The 17,845-nt window shown below is 69.8% G+C and carries 14 protein-coding genes; 9 read left to right on the forward strand and 5 right to left on the reverse strand.

Annotated elements, in window-relative coordinates:
• The first annotated feature begins 507 nt into the window (after window positions 1-507).
• Window positions 508-1,173, forward strand: coding sequence for a lytic polysaccharide monooxygenase auxiliary activity family 9 protein (locus PFX91_RS15805; protein WP_285732616.1), 666 nt, complete (start codon window positions 508-510; stop codon window positions 1,171-1,173).
• Window positions 1,174-1,316: 143 nt separating this feature from the next.
• Here the strand turns inward: PFX91_RS15805 and PFX91_RS15810 are convergent, their stop codons facing one another.
• Window positions 1,317-1,595, reverse strand: a complete 279-nt coding sequence (locus tag PFX91_RS15810; RefSeq protein WP_285732617.1) for a hypothetical protein — start codon at window positions 1,593-1,595, stop codon at window positions 1,317-1,319.
• 174 nt (window positions 1,596-1,769) lie between these two features.
• Window positions 1,770-3,401, reverse strand: a complete 1,632-nt coding sequence (locus tag PFX91_RS15815; protein ID WP_285732620.1) for a glycoside hydrolase family 10-like protein — start codon at window positions 3,399-3,401, stop codon at window positions 1,770-1,772.
• Window positions 3,402-4,306: 905 nt separating this feature from the next.
• On the opposite strand from PFX91_RS15815, the gene PFX91_RS15820 reads away from it, so the two are divergent.
• On the forward strand, window positions 4,307-5,317 hold the full coding sequence (locus PFX91_RS15820) for a ring-cleaving dioxygenase (protein WP_285732622.1): 1,011 nt from the start codon (window positions 4,307-4,309) through the stop codon (window positions 5,315-5,317).
• A 71-nt stretch (window positions 5,318-5,388) separates the two neighbouring features.
• Here PFX91_RS15820 and PFX91_RS15825 read toward each other — a convergent pair whose 3' ends face one another.
• Complete coding sequence (locus PFX91_RS15825; RefSeq protein WP_285732624.1) at window positions 5,389-6,126, reverse strand: DUF4389 domain-containing protein; 738 nt, start codon at window positions 6,124-6,126, stop codon at window positions 5,389-5,391.
• A gap of 579 nt (window positions 6,127-6,705) precedes the next feature.
• Here PFX91_RS15825 and PFX91_RS15830 point away from each other — a divergent pair.
• The 3 genes from PFX91_RS15830 (at window position 6,706) to PFX91_RS15840 (ending at window position 10,028) form a co-directional block, all read left to right on the forward strand.
• The gene (locus PFX91_RS15830) at window positions 6,706-7,302 is read left to right on the forward strand and encodes a TetR/AcrR family transcriptional regulator (RefSeq protein WP_285732626.1); all 597 of its coding nucleotides are present in this window, start codon (window positions 6,706-6,708) and stop codon (window positions 7,300-7,302) included.
• Window positions 7,303-7,383: 81 nt separating this feature from the next.
• Entirely contained in the window at window positions 7,384-8,322 is a 939-nt protein-coding gene (locus PFX91_RS15835) for an alpha/beta fold hydrolase (RefSeq protein ID WP_285732628.1), read from the forward strand.
• Entirely contained in the window at window positions 8,319-10,028 is a 1,710-nt protein-coding gene (locus PFX91_RS15840; RefSeq protein WP_285732630.1) for a fatty acid CoA ligase family protein, read from the forward strand. Before PFX91_RS15835 ends, PFX91_RS15840 begins: the two co-directional genes overlap by 4 nt.
• Window positions 10,029-10,158: 130 nt before the next feature.
• Here the strand turns inward: PFX91_RS15840 and PFX91_RS15845 are convergent, their stop codons facing one another.
• The gene (locus tag PFX91_RS15845; RefSeq protein ID WP_285732631.1) at window positions 10,159-11,382 is read right to left on the reverse strand and encodes an MFS transporter; all 1,224 of its coding nucleotides are present in this window, start codon (window positions 11,380-11,382) and stop codon (window positions 10,159-10,161) included.
• A gap of 234 nt (window positions 11,383-11,616) precedes the next feature.
• Here PFX91_RS15845 and PFX91_RS15850 point away from each other — a divergent pair, with 234 nt between their 5' ends.
• Window positions 11,617-12,195, forward strand: a complete 579-nt coding sequence (locus PFX91_RS15850) for a TetR/AcrR family transcriptional regulator (RefSeq protein ID WP_285732632.1) — start codon at window positions 11,617-11,619, stop codon at window positions 12,193-12,195.
• A 344-nt stretch (window positions 12,196-12,539) separates the two neighbouring features.
• Window positions 12,540-13,187 carry a GyrI-like domain-containing protein gene (locus PFX91_RS15855; protein ID WP_285732633.1) on the forward strand — a complete coding sequence of 216 codons (648 nt, stop codon included), beginning with the start codon at window positions 12,540-12,542 and terminating at the stop codon, window positions 13,185-13,187.
• 85 nt (window positions 13,188-13,272) lie between these two features.
• Here the strand turns inward: PFX91_RS15855 and PFX91_RS15860 are convergent, their stop codons facing one another.
• Window positions 13,273-14,472, reverse strand: a complete 1,200-nt coding sequence (locus PFX91_RS15860; protein ID WP_285732634.1) for a PP2C family protein-serine/threonine phosphatase — start codon at window positions 14,470-14,472, stop codon at window positions 13,273-13,275.
• 865 nt (window positions 14,473-15,337) lie between these two features.
• On the opposite strand from PFX91_RS15860, the gene PFX91_RS15865 reads away from it, so the two are divergent.
• Window positions 15,338-16,756, forward strand: coding sequence for a DHA2 family efflux MFS transporter permease subunit (locus PFX91_RS15865; RefSeq protein ID WP_285732635.1), 1,419 nt, complete (start codon window positions 15,338-15,340; stop codon window positions 16,754-16,756).
• 254 nt (window positions 16,757-17,010) lie between these two features.
• Window positions 17,011-17,370, forward strand: a complete 360-nt coding sequence (locus PFX91_RS15870; RefSeq protein ID WP_285732637.1) for a hypothetical protein — start codon at window positions 17,011-17,013, stop codon at window positions 17,368-17,370.
• Window positions 17,371-17,845: the final 475 nt, after the last annotated feature.

The following is a 17,845-nucleotide window of genomic DNA, read 5'->3' on the forward strand; positions in this document are numbered from 1 at the left end:
CGACTGGGGGTCGCGGGCCGAACTGCTTTCCTGAACGGTAACCTTCTAATGGTGATATGTAAACACCATAGAACGTGAATATTTTCGGTACGCCGTTCCTTTATGGAAGAAGTGCAGGTGGTGACCTGGTTCACAACCGTTCAGTAATGACCTTCCGGTGTCGCGCGGGAACGCAGAGTGCTCGCCAGGGCGTGGTCCGGAGCCGGGCTCGTGGTGACGGGCGCGCGGCACGGCGGCGTGCGGGCACGGCGGTCGCCCGACGACGGCGATCCCGGCGTCATCGCGGGGCGGTGAAGGCGGCGCCGGAGGGAGGTCACTCCAGGTCGTCCCTCGGGTCGGGTCGCCTGGTGGCACGAAGGGGCGGACTCCGCGACAGCGGGACGTGTGTGGTCAAGGCCGCGAACCTTTTGACCTCTCTTTGTTTCGACGCGACTCCAGTGGGTAACATTCGGCCCGGGAGCGCTCCCCGTCGGTCGGCCCCTCAGGCCGAGGAAGACGGAGAACGCAATGAACAGCACGACGACCACAAGCCGTAACTGGATCGCCCGCGCGTTCGTCCTGGCGTCCGCGCCCCTGCTCGCACTGACCACCATGTCCGCACCGGCGGCCGCACACGGCTCGATCATCGACCCGGCCACCCGCAACTACGGTTGCTGGGAGCGCTGGGGCTCCGACCACCTCAACCCGGACATGGCGCAGGAAGACCCCATGTGCTGGCAGGCGTGGCAGGACAACCCCAACGCCATGTGGAACTGGAACGGCCTGTACCGCGACAACGTGGGCGGCGACCATCGGGGGCAGATCCCCGACGGAACCCTGTGCAGCGGTGGCAACACCGAAGGGGGTCGCTACGACTCCCTGGACGCGGTCGGTCCCTGGAAGACCACCGACATCGGCACCGACTTCACCCTCCACCTGTACGACCAGGCCTCGCACGGCGCGGACTACTTCCAGGTCTACGTCACCAAGCAGGGCTTCGACCCGACCACGCAACCGCTGGGATGGGACGACCTGGAACTGGTGGAGCAGACCGGTTCCTACCCGCCGGCCCAGAACATCACCTTCGACGCCAGCGCTCCGGGCAGGTCGGGCCGGCACATCGTGTTCACCATCTGGCAGGCCTCCCACATGGACCAGGTGTACTACCTGTGCAGTGACGTGAACTTCGTCTGACCCCGGGTCGGCTCCCTGGTCCGGCCGAGCCGCTCCACGAAAAAGGGTGACCGGGCCCGTCGGGACACGGCGGGCCCGGTCATGGTGCGGCCCCAGCCGTCTCCCGCACTCGACGCCCGTCCTCCCCGGCGCGGTCGATCTCCTCAGCCGTCCTCGCCGAACAGACGGTCCCGTGCCGCGTCCGCGGCGGCACCGCCCGGGTCCTCCAGGACCCCGCCCACGGCGTCGGCCCGCTCCTGGAGTCCCTCGGCGACCCCGGTCGCACCGCCGAGGACCTCCTCACCGAACCCCTGGGCGGTCTCCGCGGCCCCGCCCACGACCTCCTCGCCGAACGCCTGAGCGGCGTCGGCGGCGTCCGCGACCGTCTCCTCGGCCACCCCGCCGAACAGACCCCGGAACCAGTTGATCACGTCGTCGAACATTCCTCGCCCCTCCTGTGGTCATCTCTGTTTACTCTCGCGAGATAAACCCTGAGTAAGGGGTGGATGCGCAGGGTGATCATGGTGGGCCGAAATGCGCCTTCCGTGCCGTGGTCCCGCACACGAGTGGGGTCCGGCACGCGCCGGACCCCACCGTCATCGAAGCGATCCTCTACCTCACGGCACGTACCTCGGGTTGCTCGGCGCACTCTCGTGGTGCAGACGGTCCAGGGCGGTCACGTAGTAGGTGCGGGCGCCGCCCCCGTCGGGTGCGATGAAGACCGTCTCGCCGCCCTCGGCCGCGCGTACGGTCCCGACCATGGCGCGCGGGTCCTCGATCCCGCACACGACCCCGCTCCGATCGGGAGCCCCGTCGAAGGCGTAGACCGCGTAGTAGGCGGTCTCCTGGCCGCGACCCTGGCGGATGGTCAGCCGGACGCCATCGTCACCCCGTTCGGCGGCACCGACCTTGGGCGGCATGGGCGCGCCGCCGCCGAGGTCCTCCTTGACGGGGATCAGCGCGGGCCGGGAGTAGTGCTGCTCGACCACGGCGTCCATGGCCGTGCGCGCGTTGGTGCGCAGCGACGTGGCGCTGAAGTAGACGTCGCCGTGCACCCCTGGATGAGCGCGGTTGAACTCCAGGTGCCGAGCCAGCTCCTGCGGATCGGACCAGGCGCCGGCGTTGCCCACCTTGTAGGCGGCCTGGCCGATGTACAGGTGCACCCCGGTGCCCTCGGTGACCCGCTCCCACCACGGGACCAGGACCGCGTAGTCGGCCACCGGAAGCCCGATCTCCCAGTACACCTGGGGGTTGATGTAGTCCACCCACCCCTCGCGCACCCAGGCGCGGCTGTCGGCGTAGAGGGCGCTGTAGGACTCCAGGCCGTTGGTGGCCGATCCCGCCGGGTCGCTGGAGGCGTTGCGCCAGATCCCGAACGGGCTGATGCCGAACTTCACGTGCGGCTTGACGGCGTTGATCGCCTCGTCCATCCCCGCGACCATGCGGTTGACGTTGTCGCGCCGCCAGTCCTCGATATCGGAGAAGTCCCCGCCGTGCTCGGCGAAGGTGTCCCGGTCCGGAATGGCCGCGCCGCTCACCGGATAGGGATAGAAGTAGTCGTCGAAGTGGACGCCGTCGAGGTCGTAGTTCTCGACGGCGTCCATCATCGCTTCGATGACGAACTCGCGGGCCTCGGGGATCCCGGGGTCGTAGTAGAGCTTTCCACCGTAGGAGAAGACCCAGTCGGGGTTCTGCCTGGCCGGGTGGTCCGCCACCAGGCGTGAGGGGTCGTCGTGCATGGCCACCCGGTAGGGGTTGAACCAGCCGTGGAACTCCAGGTTGCGGGCGTGGGCCTCCTCGACGGCGAACTCCAGGGGGTCGTACCCCGGATCCTGCCCCTGCCGGCCGGTGAGCCACTCGGACCAGGGCTCGTGCGGTGAGGGCCAGAAGGCGTCCGCGGTCGGCCTGATCTGGACGAAGACGGCGTTGAGGCCGTCCTCCTTGGCCCGGTCGTACAGGTCGGTGAGTTCGGCCTGTTGTGCGGCGGGTGTCAGGCCCTGCTCACTGGGCCAGTCGATGTTGACCACCGAGGAGATCCATTCGGCGCGCATCTGCCGCTTGGGCGGCGCCTGGGGATCGACCACGCAGGTGTCGTCCTGCTCCTGGACCTCGGCCACGGCCGTCGGCATGTGGAGCAGGGACGCGGCGACCGCCGCGGCGAAGGCGCCACACAGGGCACCGGTGCGGGGGATCGAGGTCCGGGCCCCGGCGGCTCGGGGCGCGGGACGGCTCCGGTTCGGGTACGCCAAGGTGGCTCCTTCCGGCTTCTGTCGTCGGACAGGGGTACGGGCCGGACACGCCTGGACACGGTCGCCGAGCGACGCCCGACCGAACCCCTGGAGAAAACCTTCATGATTTGACCGGAATAAGCAAGACTCCTACGGCTGTTCGATGCGTATGTGTCGCGAGGGAGGGGGTGGGGACGGGGTAGGACCCGTCACGGGCCCACCCGCCTCCGCGGTGGGCCGGACGGAAGCAGGGAGGGCGTCGTGTTCGTCTTCTTCAGCGGTCGGCTGGGGTGTCTCCTGTCCCTCATGATCTCGACGGCGCTGACGATTCTTCTACTGTTGGTCCTCGGCGTTCTGGGATGAGACACGGGCCCCGGGCGGCCACGCTCGCCGCCGCGGCACCGGAGGGAACGGGCGTGGTGTCCCGGAGCGGGGACCCGCTCGCCACCGCGCACGACATCGGTGAGGGACGCGGCCGGAACCGTTCCTGAGGGGGAGCCCCCCTTGCGATGGCCGGGCGCTCCATGAGAGGTCCCATGCCTCAGGGGGTGGACCCGCCCGGTACGGGGCCGACCACACCGGGTTCTGGGGCGGGGGTCGCCCGGGATCCGCCCTCACCCGCTCCCGAGCCCCGCGCTCCCCTGTGAGGTCGCCCGACCGGGGCTGAGGTCCACCTGCCCGCCCTGGCGGGCACCGCCCCCGCCCCCGCCGTCGCTCGTCGACCGCCTCTCACGCCGGCTTCGTCTCGCCGCGCGAACTTTCCCTGAATGTATCTTGCAAGGAAGATATTTCCTTGTTATCTTCGAGGGGAGAGAAGGGCCGCCCCCTGAGGGCGGATCCCCGAGGGCGCGGGTCGCGTGGTGGCGAGCCTTTCCCCGTCTCCTCCCTCCCCCGGGCACCGGAACCGACCACCGAAGGAGCAGACCATGGCGATCAGGACGAGCGGATTGCACCACGTCACCGCGATCGGCGGCGACCCGCGGCGCAACGTCGACTTCTACGCACGCGCCCTCGGGCTGCGGGTGGTCAAGACCACCGTGAACTTCGACGACCCTGGCGTGTACCACCTGTACTACGGAGACGAGGAGGGGCGGCCGGGCACTCTCATGACGTTCTTCCCCTGGCCGGGTGTGACGGGAGGCAGGCACGGCACCGGGCAGGCCACGAGCACGGCCTTCTCCGTTCCCGAGTCCTCACTCGGCTGGTGGGAGCGGCACCTGGCGGAGGCCGGGGTCCACACCACCCGGACCCGTACCCATGGGGAGGAGGAGGCTCTGACCTTCCTCGACCCGGACGGGTTGCGGCTCTCCCTGGTCGCACACCCCCAGGGCGACCCGCGTGATCCGTGGGACACGCCGGCGGTACCCGCCGAGCACGCCGTCCGCGGCCTGCACTCGGTGACCATGCAGGTGGCGAAGGAGGAGGCCACCACGGAGATGTTGACCGACGGGCTCGGTCTGCGCCACGTCGGCGGCAGCGGCGACCGACTACGCTTCGCCGCGGGGGACGGCGGCCCCGGCGCGCTGGTGGACGTACTGGTCACCCCGGACGCCCCGCGAGGCCTGGTGGCGGGAGGCACGGTGCACCACGTCGCCTGGCGGGTCCCCGACGACGCAGCCCAGCGCGCGTGGCGCGAGGAACTCCTCGGCAAGGGCGTGCGGGTCACCGAGATCCTGGACCGCCAGTACTTCCACTCGATCTACTTCCGTGAGCCGGGCGGCGTCCTGCTGGAGATCGCCACCGACGACATCGGCTTCACCGTCGACGAGCCCCTGCTCGAACTGGGCCGCGCGCTGAAGCTTCCGCCGTGGCTGGAGCCCAGGCGGGAGGAGATCCGAAGCGCCCTGCCCGCGCTGGGCCTTCCGGACGAGAACAACCCCGAGGTCGCCGAGAGGGCGGCGCAGCGGGAGGCCGAAGAGGTCGAGGCGGCGGGATGAGGATCCCGTGGGACCGGTGACCGCGGACGGCGGTCACCGGATGCGGGGTGGTGCGGTCGTCGCCGACCTCCTCAGGGGCGGCCCTCCGTGGACCCGCCGCCCGCTTCGGCGAGTCTCGGTTCGGGACCGCCCATGTCCAGGCGGAAGGGCGGATAGCGGTCCGTCATCAGCGCGCTGTAGACCACGACCCGCATCACCCAGCGGTTCAGACCGACCACGAGGTCGAAGATGCCCCGTGGGTAGAGCCCGCCGAAGAGCAGGGAGAGGGCGGCGAACAGCACGAGGAGGCCGATGAGTCCCGGCGACTGGTACACCATGTTCGTCGCGGTCTCCGCGGTCTCCTTCGCCGTCCCTCCGGTCCCGTCCACCCTGAAGCCCATGCCTCCGCGGACGAAGAGGGACAACACCAGGTAGTGGGGGACGGCCAGCAGCCACCACTTGATCAGGACCAGTCCACGGGACAGCCGTTCCGGCGGCCGTATCGTCAGCCGCGCGGGGTAGTCGACGTCAGCGGACAGGGTGAAGGGCGGGTACCGGTCGGTGCCCAGCACCCAGTAGGAGTAGAAGCCCACCCTCCAGCTCCAACGCAGGACCCCGGTGTTGAACTCGAAGATGCCCCGCGGGTAGCGACCCGTGAACAGAATCGCGAAGAAGGCCACCACGGTCAGGACGAAGAAGGCGATCCAGAGGAAGAACAGCACGACGTAGTGGGGGAGCGCGAGCAACCACTTGATCAGCCAGAGCCAGCGCCCCACCGCCGGGTCCCGTGTCGCCTCCATCCGCACCGGGTGGGGTATGCGATCCGCCATGTCGGACACCTCTTTTCGGGGCGGTCCCGCCAAACCACGGTGGGTCGACCGCGAGGTCGGGGCGCCCCGAGCGTCCGGCCACCGCGCCCGCCTCGTCCGCGACCTCGACGCCCTCCCTTCGGGGAGGGACGTGATCCCGAGCCGCGCCATGTCGTGATCGTCGACCAGGAAGACGCGGACCCCCCGTGTTCCCCTCCGGTGCCGGCCCCGTCCCCTCTCCGAGTACGCGTCCGGCACCCCGGCCGGCCGTCTCCGTCCGACTCCGGCCCTCGGCCCGCGCCTTGTCCTGCGTTCTTCGCCCCTACCCCCGTGAGGGCCCTCCACCACCTGTCATCGGTCTCCTGACCTGGACGAGAGGTTCTCGTGACGGTCACCGTGGGAAGCGGGTTCCCTCGGAGGGAGAGGGGACCGCCGGAGGTCGGCGTCCGGTGTGATCGGTCGGGGGAGGAGGCCCGCGGACACCTTAGAATGCGCCTGCATTCGCCATCCGGTGACAACCAGCGGACGGAGCATCGGGCGTCCCCGTGGGACCGCCCGGTCACGACACGTTCCGGTCACCCGTCCCAGGAGGGGTCTTTCGTGGTCGGAATCCGCCGGCAGCGCCAGAGGCGCACCCGCGAGGCACTGCTCGACGCCGCCGCGTCGGTGTTCGCCAGTCACGGCTACGTCGGAGCCTCGGTACCACAGATCGCCCGTGAGGCGGGGATGTCCACGGGAGCGATCTACGCCAACTTCGCCGGTAAGCAGGAGCTGTTCCTGGCCATGATGCGGCGGGTGGTCGAGGCGGGGGCGACCGCGCGTGAACGGTCCTTCGAGGACATCGCCGACCGCGACGAACTGCTCGAACGGATGGTCACCACCTGGACGTCCACGGTCGACACCGCTCCCCACGTCGTCCTCCTGATGGCCGAGTTCTGGCTGTACGCCCTGCGCAATCCGCCGCACGGTCGGATCGTCGCCGAACTGCTGGCCGACGTGCGGGCCAACCTCTCCGCGAGCATCCTCGCCGCGGGTGTGGTGGGCGACGCCGACAAGGCCAGGAGGATCGCCGGCGCGGTGCAGGCGGCGGCCTACGGTTACGCGATGCAGCGCCTGGTGGACGAGGAGTCCGTGTCCCCGGAGCAGCTGGTCGAGACCGTGGGGTGGATTCTGCGGGGGGCCGCTCCCGCGCGGTGAGGGGTTGTCGTCGTGACCAGCACCACATAGCATCTATTCGCCGAATGATCATTATTTGAGGTGGCGGCGTAGGAGGTCGTGGTGAACGGTGACGGACGGCGGGCCCCGGACCCCGCGAAGGGACCCCCGGGCGGCCCGCCCCTGGAACGCTTCGAACACCGCGGACTGGAGATCGCCGTACGCCGGGCCGGAGAACACGGCCCCGGTGTGCTGCTGCTCCACAACGGCGGCACCTCACACGGCATCTGGCGTCACCAGATCGCCGACCTGGCCGCCGACCACCGCGTGGTGGCCGTCGACCTGCCGGGTTTCGGCGCCGCTCCGCTGCCCAAGAAGCCCGTCGACCTCGCGGCGCACGTCGAACTGCTGGCGGCCCTGGTCCAGCACGACGAGCTGTCCCCGGTCACGCTCGTCGGCAACTGCATGGGATCGACCATCGCGGCCGGCATGGCGGCCCGCCGTCCCGGTGCCGTACGCGCGCTCGTCCTGGTCAACCCGCTGACGGACGCGACGTTCCGCGCGGGAGGGCTGGGCCTGCTGATGGACCCCGGCGGAGCGTGGTCGGCGGTGACGACACCGGTGCGGGCGGCGCTCCGCCGCCTGCGCGTCCCCCGCGCGGCTGTCCCCCTGGCCCTCCGCTTCCAGGTGGGCCCCGCCGGTGCGCGCGCCGGAGTCCACCGGGACCCCGAACTGACGGCGTGCATGCTCCGGGCCGAGCAGGCACCGGCCCTGACCGACGTCCTCGCCGACCTGCCCGACAGCTACCGCATCGTGCGAGGCCCCGACGGGCCTCCCCTGTGCACCATCTGGGGTTCCCGCAACCGGATCCTGTCCCCGAACGTCGGCGCCCGCCTCGACGCCGTGCTGCGTCCCGAACGCCGCGCGCTCGTGCTGGACACCGGCCACATGCCGATGCTGGAACGGCCCGACGAGGTGACCGGCGTGATCCGCTCCTTTCTGGCCGACGTCGCCGCCGCCGAGGGTGGACGGCCCACCCCCAGGACACAGGTGATCCGATGACCGACGCGGCGGGCGACAGGGAACACCGGGCGGACTCCGCCACCGCGCACGACCCCATCCGGGTGGCCGACCTGGTCCTGGAGGTGGCGCGCACCGATCCCGGACGCGTCGCCCTGACCCGGGTCACCCGGCGCCGCCACGGTGGCCTGCTCCACCGACAGTGGACCTACGGCGAGCTGTCGGACCGCGCGGAACGGCTGGCGGTCGGCCTGCGCCGGGCCGGTGTCCGAGAGGGCACCCTGTGCTCCTTCATGGTGCCGCCGAGCTTCGACGCGCTCGTGCTCGGCACGGCTCTGTTCCGGGTCGGTGCCACGCTGGTGGGCATCGAACCGTTCAGCCACGGCCCGAGGCGGGTGACCCGCTGTCTGGACCGGGTCGGCCCCGAGGTGTTCTTCGGCACGCCGCGCGCGCACCTGGCCAAGAGCCTCTTCGGCTGGGGGAGGCGGACCGTGCGCCGGCAGTACGTCGTGGACGGCCGGTGGCCCGGCGTGAGGACGCTGGACGATCTGCTCGCGCTGACCGCCCCGACCGAGCCGGAACCGGCGGACGTCGACCCCGGTGACCCGGCCGTCATCGCCTTCACCACCGGCAGCACCGGAACGCCGAAGCCCACCGTGCTCCGCCGGCGCAACTTCGCCGCCATGGTCGAACTGGTCTCGGGGCAGTGGGACCTCGGTGACGGCCGCGACGTGGTGGACATGCCGACGTTCCCCATGTTCTGGATCATCGCGCTGTCCTCGGGCGGACAGGTGGTGGTCCCGCCGATGGACTTCACCATGAAGGGACCCGGCGACGCCGACCCGGCCGCGCTGCTGCGCACCATCGAGGAGCGCGGAGTCCGGTCGATGTTCGCCTCGCCCGCGCTGCTGCGCAACCTGTCGGCGCACGCCCGCCGAAGGTCGATCACGGTGCCGACCGTACGCCGCATCGTGGCGGGCGGAGCCGAGGTCCACGGTCCGCTGTACGCGGCGGTGCGGGACATGCTCGGCCCGGAAGGGGAGCTGTACTCCAACTACGGCGCCACCGAGGCGCTTCCGCTGTGCGAGATCGACGGGACGACGGTGCTGGAGGAGACCTGGGAACGCACCGAACGCGGCGAGGGTCTGTGCGTCGGCCCGGGGCTACCCGGTGTCGAGTTGCGGATCGTACCGGTGACCGAGGGGCCCATCTCGCGGATCGACGACGTCGAGGCGCTGCCACCGGGCGAGATCGGTGAGATCATCGCCCGGAGCCCGCACATCAGCGAGGACTACTTCCAAGACCCGGACGCGACGGCCGAGAACAAGATCGCCGATCCGGACGGGTCGGTGTGGCACAGACTGGGCGACGTCGGCTTCCTCGACGAGAAAGGACGCCTGTGGCTCGGCGGGCGACGTTCGCACCGGGTGCCCACCCCCGAGAGGGTCTACCTGCCGTTGCAGGTCGAACCCGTCGTGGCGACCCACCCGGCGGTCCGTCGCGCGGCACTGGTCGCCGTCCCCCGGGCCGGAAGCGTGGTCCCGGTGGTCTGTGTCGAGCGCACCGACGACGATCGGCGCGACGCCGCGACGGTGGCCGCCGAGCTTCGCGAGTTGGTGGACCGCCATGAGACGACCCGGGGCATCACCGAGTTCGTCGAGGTGGAACGCCTGCCGGTGGACCGCAGGCACAACGCCAAGATCGACAGGCCCGCGTTGGGCGCCAGGCTGGCCCGTCGTCGAAGGTGAGGGAGCGAGGGGCCTGACGATGCCGGAGGCAGGACCGACATCGTCGGGTCGGTCGCGTTCCCGGCCGACCCCGCCAAGGACCGTCGTGTCCCGATCGGCCCTTCGGCCAGGCGCTCGCCCGTCGTGCGGCTCAAAGCGGTGAGGGCTCGCGGCGCCGCCCCAGGACTCCGGAGAAGACGATGACCACGAGTCCGACGGCGGGCACCAGGGTCAACCCCCAGCGCACGCTCGTCGACTCCGCGATCACACCGATGATGGGCGGCGAGAGCAGGAACCCCATCCGCATCAGCCACGAGACCACGGTGAGTCCGGTGCCGGGACGTAGTCCGGGGAGTTCGTCGGCGGCGTGCATCGCCGCGGGCACGAGGGTGGCCACCCCGAGACCGGCGGCGGCGAAGCCCAGGACCGTGCCGGGCACGCTGGGGAAGGCCAACGCCAGCCCCATGCCCACCACGGTGAGCAGACCGCCCGCACGCGCCACCGCGCGCTGACCGAACCGGTCGACGCACCCGTCCCCGATCAGCCGCCCGACGAACTGGGCCCCCACCAGGGCGATGAAACCGCTCGCGGCCACGGCGGCCGAGGCGTTCAGCGAACCCGAGAGGTAGACCGCGGCCCAGGAGTTCCCGGCGTCCTCGACCACGGTGCCCGCCGTGGCGATGAGAACCAGCGCGGCCAGGGTCCCCACGAGCCATGCGCGTGTTCTCTCCGGGGCGGGGGTGGAGGGTGCGGGCCTCCCGGAAGAGGCCGGCTCCTCCGCGGTCGGGCTCTCCGGTCCGGGCAGGCACCAGCGCAGGGCCACGACCGCGACCCCGGAGAAGATCACGGCGCTCAGACCCAGATGGATCTGGCGGGGCAGGTCCAGGGCGATGGCACCCGCGGCCATGACACCGCCGGTGACGGCGCCGATGGACCACACCGCGTGGAAGGAGTTCAGGATCGAGCGGCCGTAGCGGCGCTGCACCCGTAGGCCGTGGGCGTTCTGCGCCACGTCGGTCAACGCGTCCATGGCCCCTGCGAGGAAGAGCGCGACGGCGAACCCCCACAGTGTCGGTGCGCTCGCCGCAGCCAACACGCAGACACCGGTCAGGATGGTGCCCAGGACCGCCAGACGGGCCGAGCCCAGGCGGCGGACCAGTACACCGGCCGCCAGTCCCGCGGCGATGGCCCCGGTGGGGAAGGCCGCCAAGGCCAGGCCGTAGGCGCTCTCGCCCAGACCCAGGTCCGCCTTGATCTGGGGATAACGCGGGATCAGGTTGGCGAACAGGGCCCCGTTGGTGAGGAACAGCGCGGCCACCGCTGCCCGTGCCCGGCGGTCCCGCGTGTCCGGACCGATCGCTTCTTCCAGTTTCACGGGTACGAGCGTACACATGGAAGCGTACGAACGTACACATGGCTTCGGCCACTCCTGCCACCACCCGAAACCGGGCGACGGCCGCGAAGGTCGCCCGGTCCGGCCACCGGGGCGCGAGCGCTGAGGGTACGGTTCCTCCGATGCCCTCGAAGGTTCCGCCGCGCCCATGCCCTCCCCGCTCGCGGGCCGACGGAGGAACACGAAGGAAGGGGCCGACATCGGAAGGGTGTGCCCGTGTCCAAACGTCGCCACGATCCCCACCGCCGCGACCGCATCGTCGAAGCCTGCCTGGAGGTCATCGCCCGGGAGGGGGTGGGCGGCACCTCCCACCGCAAGGTGGCGGCCGTCGCCGACGTGCCCCTGGGCTCGATGACGTACCACTTCACCGGAATGGACCATCTGCTGCGCGAGGCGCTGACCCGCTTCGGCAAGGAGGTGAGCGACCGTTTCGAGGAACGCATGACCAAGGCGAGGAACCGGGAGGAGGCCGTCCGTGAAGTCGTCGCCCTCATCACCGAGGACGTCCTCGCCGATCACCGCGACCTGGTGATCACGCACGAGCTCTACACGTTGGCCGCCCGTGACCCCTCCTACCGCGACATCACCGTGGACTGGATGAGGCGCAGCAGAGCGGCGCTGGAACGGCACTTCGACCCGTTGACCGCGCGCATGCTCGACGCCCTGATCGAGGGACTGACCATTCACAGTGCCCTGGACACCGTCCCCAAGGATCGTGCGGAGGTCGTCGAGGCGGTCGAGCGCGTCACCGCCCGTGCCTCGAAGGCCGGTGGTCCCGCCACCGTGTCCGGATGAGGGCGCGAGGATCCGGCCGGGCGGAAAGGCGGGACACGCCCCGCTCGGCCCGCCAAGGATCCCTGATGTCGGCGGACGCGCAGCCCCCATGACGGAAGGCGCCCTCCTCCACACGTCAAGACGGGGTGGACGGGCCGTCCCCGATGGAGTACAGCTCTTCGTCGCGCATGGGACGACTATGGGGTCTCAAGCGGCTTGAGGTTCAAGCCCCGACCACGTGTCCCGCGCTCGGAGGGTCACCGGAGACGAGTACCTTTCGAACCGGTGGAGGGAAGGCCCCTCCGCACCCACCGGCCCCCGCACAGCAGAAAGGTCGCGACTCGCCGACCGAGTCCAGGTGAGGGATGACGGACAAGATCGACTTCAAGAAGACCCTCGACGCCTACCAGGCCCGACGAGGCCGCTTCCGGATCGTGGAGGTGCCGGAACTGCGGTACCTCATGATCGACGGGCACGGAGACCCCAACACCTCGCCGGCCTTCACCGAGGCGGTCCAGGCGCTCTACCCGGTGGCCTACACGCTGAAGTTCGCGAGCAGACAGGACCACGGGCGCGACTACGTCGTCATGCCCCTGGAAGGACTGTGGTGGGCCGACGACATGGCCGCCTTCACGACGGCGCGTGACAAGTCGAGGTGGTCCTGGACGCTGATGATCATGGTCCCGGACTGGATCGACCAGGACATGTTCACCACCGCCGTCGAGCGGGTCGCGGCGAAGAACAGGCCCACACGTCTCGAAGACGTCCGTATGGAGTCCCTGGCCGAGGGTCGCTGCGTGCAGACGCTGCACGTCGGACCCTTCGACGAGGAGGCGGACGTGCTCAGCGCGATGCACGACGCGTTCATCCCCGACAACGGGCTGCGCATGACCGGCAGACACCACGAGATCTACCTCAGCGATCTCCGCAGGACCGCACCGGAGAGGCTGCGCACCATCCTCAGACAGCCGGTCGGCCCGGCGGAGCCGCGGGCGCGGAAGGCCTCCGGCTGAGACCGGCGGGTACCGTCGGCGTGACCGTCGCACCCGAGGGAGCGCCGGCCGACGGCCCGCTCACGAAAGGGGCGGGCGGCGACGTCTACCCGCCGACTTCGACCTGGGTGCCGCGGTCCTCAAGGCGCGGTCCGCGCCAGTCCAGGCACATGACGGTGGCGTCGTCGATCAGTTGTCCACCACAGGCCTCGGCGACCGCCCCGGTCAGCCTCCGTGCGACCTCGCGGGGATGTTCCTCCGCGGTGTCACGGATCAGAGCGGGCAGGTCGACGGTTCGCGCCCGGCCCTCCTGCATGCCGTCGGTGTAGAGGACGAGGCGGTCGCCGGGACGCAGGTCGAGGTTCTGGACACGGTAGGTGGTGGAGGCGGAGATGCCGAAGGGCAGGTCGATGTCCAGGTGGACCTCGTTCACCGTGCCGTCGCGTAGGAGCAGGGGCCAGGGATGCCCGGCGTTGACGAGCCGTGCCCCTGCCCCGGTCAGGGAGATGCGCACCAGTTGGCCGGTGGCGAAGGTGTGGTCGCCATGGTCGAGGAGGGACTGGTGTGTTCGGCGAGCCTGCTCCTTCAGGTCGGCGCCGGAGCGGCGGGCACTGCGGGAGGCGTTGACCAGCAGAGTGGCCATGAGGGCGGCGTCGACGTCGTGTCCCATGGCGTCGGTGATGGACAGGTGCAGGGTGTCACGGTCGACGGAGTAGTCGTAGGTGTCCCCGGCCACGGAGGCGGCGGGCACCAAGGCCGAGGCGAGGGCGAACCGCGCGGCCTCACAGGAAGGTGCGCCGGGCAGAAGTTGACGCTGGATCTCGCTGGCCAGACTGACCGGGGTGGTGCGCTGCCCCCAGTGGTAGAGATCGGTGAAACGGCGGTCGGTGACGATGATGTACGCCAACGCGTGCGCGGCCTCAAGGACCTCTTCCAGAACATCCTCGGTGACCTGTGCCAAGGTGAGTTCGAGAACGCCGATGGCGTCACCGCGGTTGGTCACAGGGGCGAGGACCCGCTGCTCACGACCACGGTCAGGGGCCCGCACCGATTTCTGGGTGCGCAGCACCTGGTCGTAGACGCTGCCGTCCAGGGGGATGCGTTCGGCTCGGCGGCCCGCCCGCGCGAGGACCCTCTCGTCGATCCTTACCACCTGTTGACCGGCGAGGTCGACGAACAGGAACGAGACCCTGTGGGCGTCGAACCGGTCGCGTAGATTGCGTGCCACCACATCGAGGGATGCCATCGGTGCCGCGTCCTCCGCCGCGGTGAGCATCCCGGCCAGTCCGATCTGATCATCTGCCATCGTCGCTCCCAGCGCTTTTCGCACACGCCTCACCCGACCACGGACACCACTCTTCTCCCTCCCCCCCGCCCCCACTCGCTACACCTGGGACGACAGACGAACACACTCGGGTATCCGCGCGAACGACCACGGGGGCCTGGCCGAGGTGCGGACGGACGGTTCGCCCGCCCATGGTCGACACACGCTCCTCCGCCGACCCCGGCGGACGTCTCGGGGCCGCACGGGGGCGCGGTCGTCGATCTCCCGGCCGCGCCCCGGATTTCGCGCCCCCACACCGTGGCCGTGGACGGTGAACCCCCGCATGAAATCATCGAAGGTACTGATATGCGATTCACCCCAGAATTCGGTGCGATTTCGAAAGTGCATTCGTTAATCGCGTGGAACAGTAGATGATCCGCCCCCGGAGAAGGTTCGGTTCGAAGGTGTACGGCCATTTCCTCCCGGATCGTTCCGCCTGAGGCCGTGGTCCAGGACCCGGCGGGACGACTGTGCTCCTGCAACGGTCGATGTAGAGGGCGGGGCCCGCGTGGGGATCGTGACGTGCACCGCCGGGGTCGGGCGGCGGGGCGGACGGGCCGACCGAAGAAGGCGGTGCGTCGGCTCGGGACCTGGGGCGAGTCGCGGAGAAGGCGACCTCGAACACGTCGGGCTCCGCGGCCCGGAAGTGGGCGACCGTCCGGCTCGGGAGCGAGGGCCGGCGTGCCCTCCCCAGCGTGATCCGTGTCGGACCGGGGCGCCGGCCGCACGGCGCTCCCTCCGGTTCTCGGAGGAGACACGGAAAGCATCGCCACGGTGATTTGTGACATAGCTCTAATTCGAGCGCTGTTCTTTGACTCCTTCGAGGGTGAGGAATACCATATATCGGATGCGTTCTGCCGCCTTTTCTTCACCGCCGATTCCTGAGAAGCAGGCCTGGAAAGCTCTCAGCGCATTGTGCGTCGGGTTGTTCATCACCCTGCTGGACCAGTCACTGGTGGTCGTCGCCCTGCCTCGCATCACCGAGGACCTCGGAGCCAGCGTCAACCAGGCGGTCTGGGTCTCCGCCGTCTACCTGTTGACGTTCGCGGTTCCTCTGCTGGTCACCGGACGCCTGGGCGACCGTTTCGGGCAGCGCAACATGTACCTGGCGGGCATGGCCCTCTTCACCCTGGCCGCAGCCGCGTGCGCCTTCGCCCCGACGATCGAGGCCCTCATCCTGGCACGGGCCGTCCAGGGCTTCGGCGGCTCTTTGCTCAATCCACAGTCCCTGAGCGTGATCAACCGTGTCTTCGCCCGTCACCGCCGAGGCGCGGCAATGGGCGTCTGGAGTGCGGTGGCCGGCTCCGCGGGTCTCTTCGGCCCGGTCATCGGTGGACTGCTGGCCGGTGGAGTCGGATGGCGATGGGTCTTCCTCCTCTACCTCCCCCTGGGCCTGGTCGCACTGGCCCTGGTCGCCCGCTGGGTGCCGCGTCTGCCGACCGGCGTGGGACGTATCGACCTGCTCAGCGCCGTGGTCTCACTGGTCGCCGTGCTGGGAATCGTCTTCACCCTGCAACAGGGACCGGAACTGGGCTGGCCGTTGTGGCTGTGGGGCGTCCTCGCCGTCGGTGTGCTCGCGTTGGTGCTCTTCGTTCGGTTGCAGAGGCGGGCGGACCTGCGTGGCGCCGAGGCCCTGGTTCCGTTGAGGCTCTTCAGGATCCGTAACTTCCGCTTCGGTTCCCTGTCCGTCGCCACGTTGGGCTTCGCCGTCTACTCGGTGAACCTGCCCATCATGCTGTACCTGCAACTGGGCGCCGGCCTGTCGGCCCAGGCCGCGGGGCTACTGCTGCTGCCGACGGCCATCGTCTCGGTGGCACTGGCGCCGGTGGTCGGCCGACTGACGGACCGGTTGGAACCAGGACGTATCTCCAAAATCGGCTTCACATCGATGATCACCGCCATGGTGTTGTACGTCGTGTTCATCAGCCAGGAACTCCCGTTCGTCTGGCTGATCATTCCCCTGATGCTCATGGGCGCCGCCAACGCCATGTGCTGGTCGGCCAACTCCACCATCAGCATGCGCCAACTCCCGGCCGAACTCCTGGGCGCCGGTTCCGGCGTGTACAACACCTCCCGCCAGGTCGGAGCGGTACTGGGCGCCGCCGCACTCGGCGCGGCCATGCAGATCGGGTTGCAGTACACCGACTTCGCCAACGCGATGGGGTTCTCCCTGATCCTGCACATCGCGGTCCTGGTCCTCGGCCTCGTCATGGTCTCGAACTTCAGCGACGACCGACCGGAGGTGGCCCCCCGCACGTCCGGCTAGCCGGGCCACGCGGCGACCACCGGTGCCTGGAGCACGGGCCCAGGGACCGGACCCGGGAGGAGAGAAGCCAGAGGTCTTGGGGCTCCGACGAGGCATGCCGCGGAGCGGATCGAGGTATGTTTCCCCCACCGGGGCCGGAGGTCGGGCCGGCGCGATCTCCGTGACCGCCCTCTCCAGGGAGCCGAGCCCACGGGCCCGGTCCGAGAAGTCCCTGATCGCCGTGGTCCTGGCGAGGAGAGGTGGCCGGAGGGCTCATGGACGACACACCCCTGTTCCGCGAACTCGTGCACAGACTCGACTCGAACGACGGCCTGGCCGACGAGGCCTCGGGCCGACGGAGTGTCCTGCTTCGCAGGTGGCGGGGGCGTGAACTGGATCCTCCGTACGTGTTGCACGTGGACCCGCCGACGCTGCGGGAGCACCTGAGATCCATGGGAGACACCGGCGGACTGTTCCCGGACGTCTCGCCTGAGATCGGTGCGCTTCAGTTGTTCCTCGTCCATATCGAGGAAGCCGTCGACACCGCCCCCGAGGGGCACCGCCACCTGGTGATCGGTCCCGGGGGAGTGTACGCGCGCTCGGAGGCTCCGCCACGGACCGGCGGCGGTAGGTGAAACGGAACCGGTGCCGACCCGGGCGCCGCCCGGCTCGTTCCGGCCGCGAAGACGATCGTGGAACGAGCCGAGGCACATGACCGCTCGTCTCACACGGGACACGGTGAAAGGACGACCTTGCAGGACACGTGAGACGGAGCAGGCTCACGGAAGAGGCTTCTGTCAAGGCCGAAGAACGTGCGGGGAAGTGATCATCCGGTCCACTTGCGGAAGCGACCTGGGAGGACGATCGCCGAACCACGCGTCTTCGAGACCGGAAAGCATGCCCGACTCGTTCCACAGGATTATTTCCCCGAAAAGTTCACCGTCTTCGTCGACCACCACGCAATCCACCGGAACGACCCCGTGGGGAACAGGGGCGCGAGGAGCATCACCCACGACTTCCAGGTCCACACTCACAGAACCCTCATCCCAGAGCGCCACCACCCGAGTTCGGTCCAGTTGGAGCCGGAGTTCCTCCACTCCCGGAAAATCC

The sequence above is a fragment of the Nocardiopsis sp. ATB16-24 genome, from assembly GCF_030271535.1.
Taxonomy (GTDB): Bacteria; Actinomycetota; Actinomycetes; order Streptosporangiales; family Streptosporangiaceae; genus Nocardiopsis.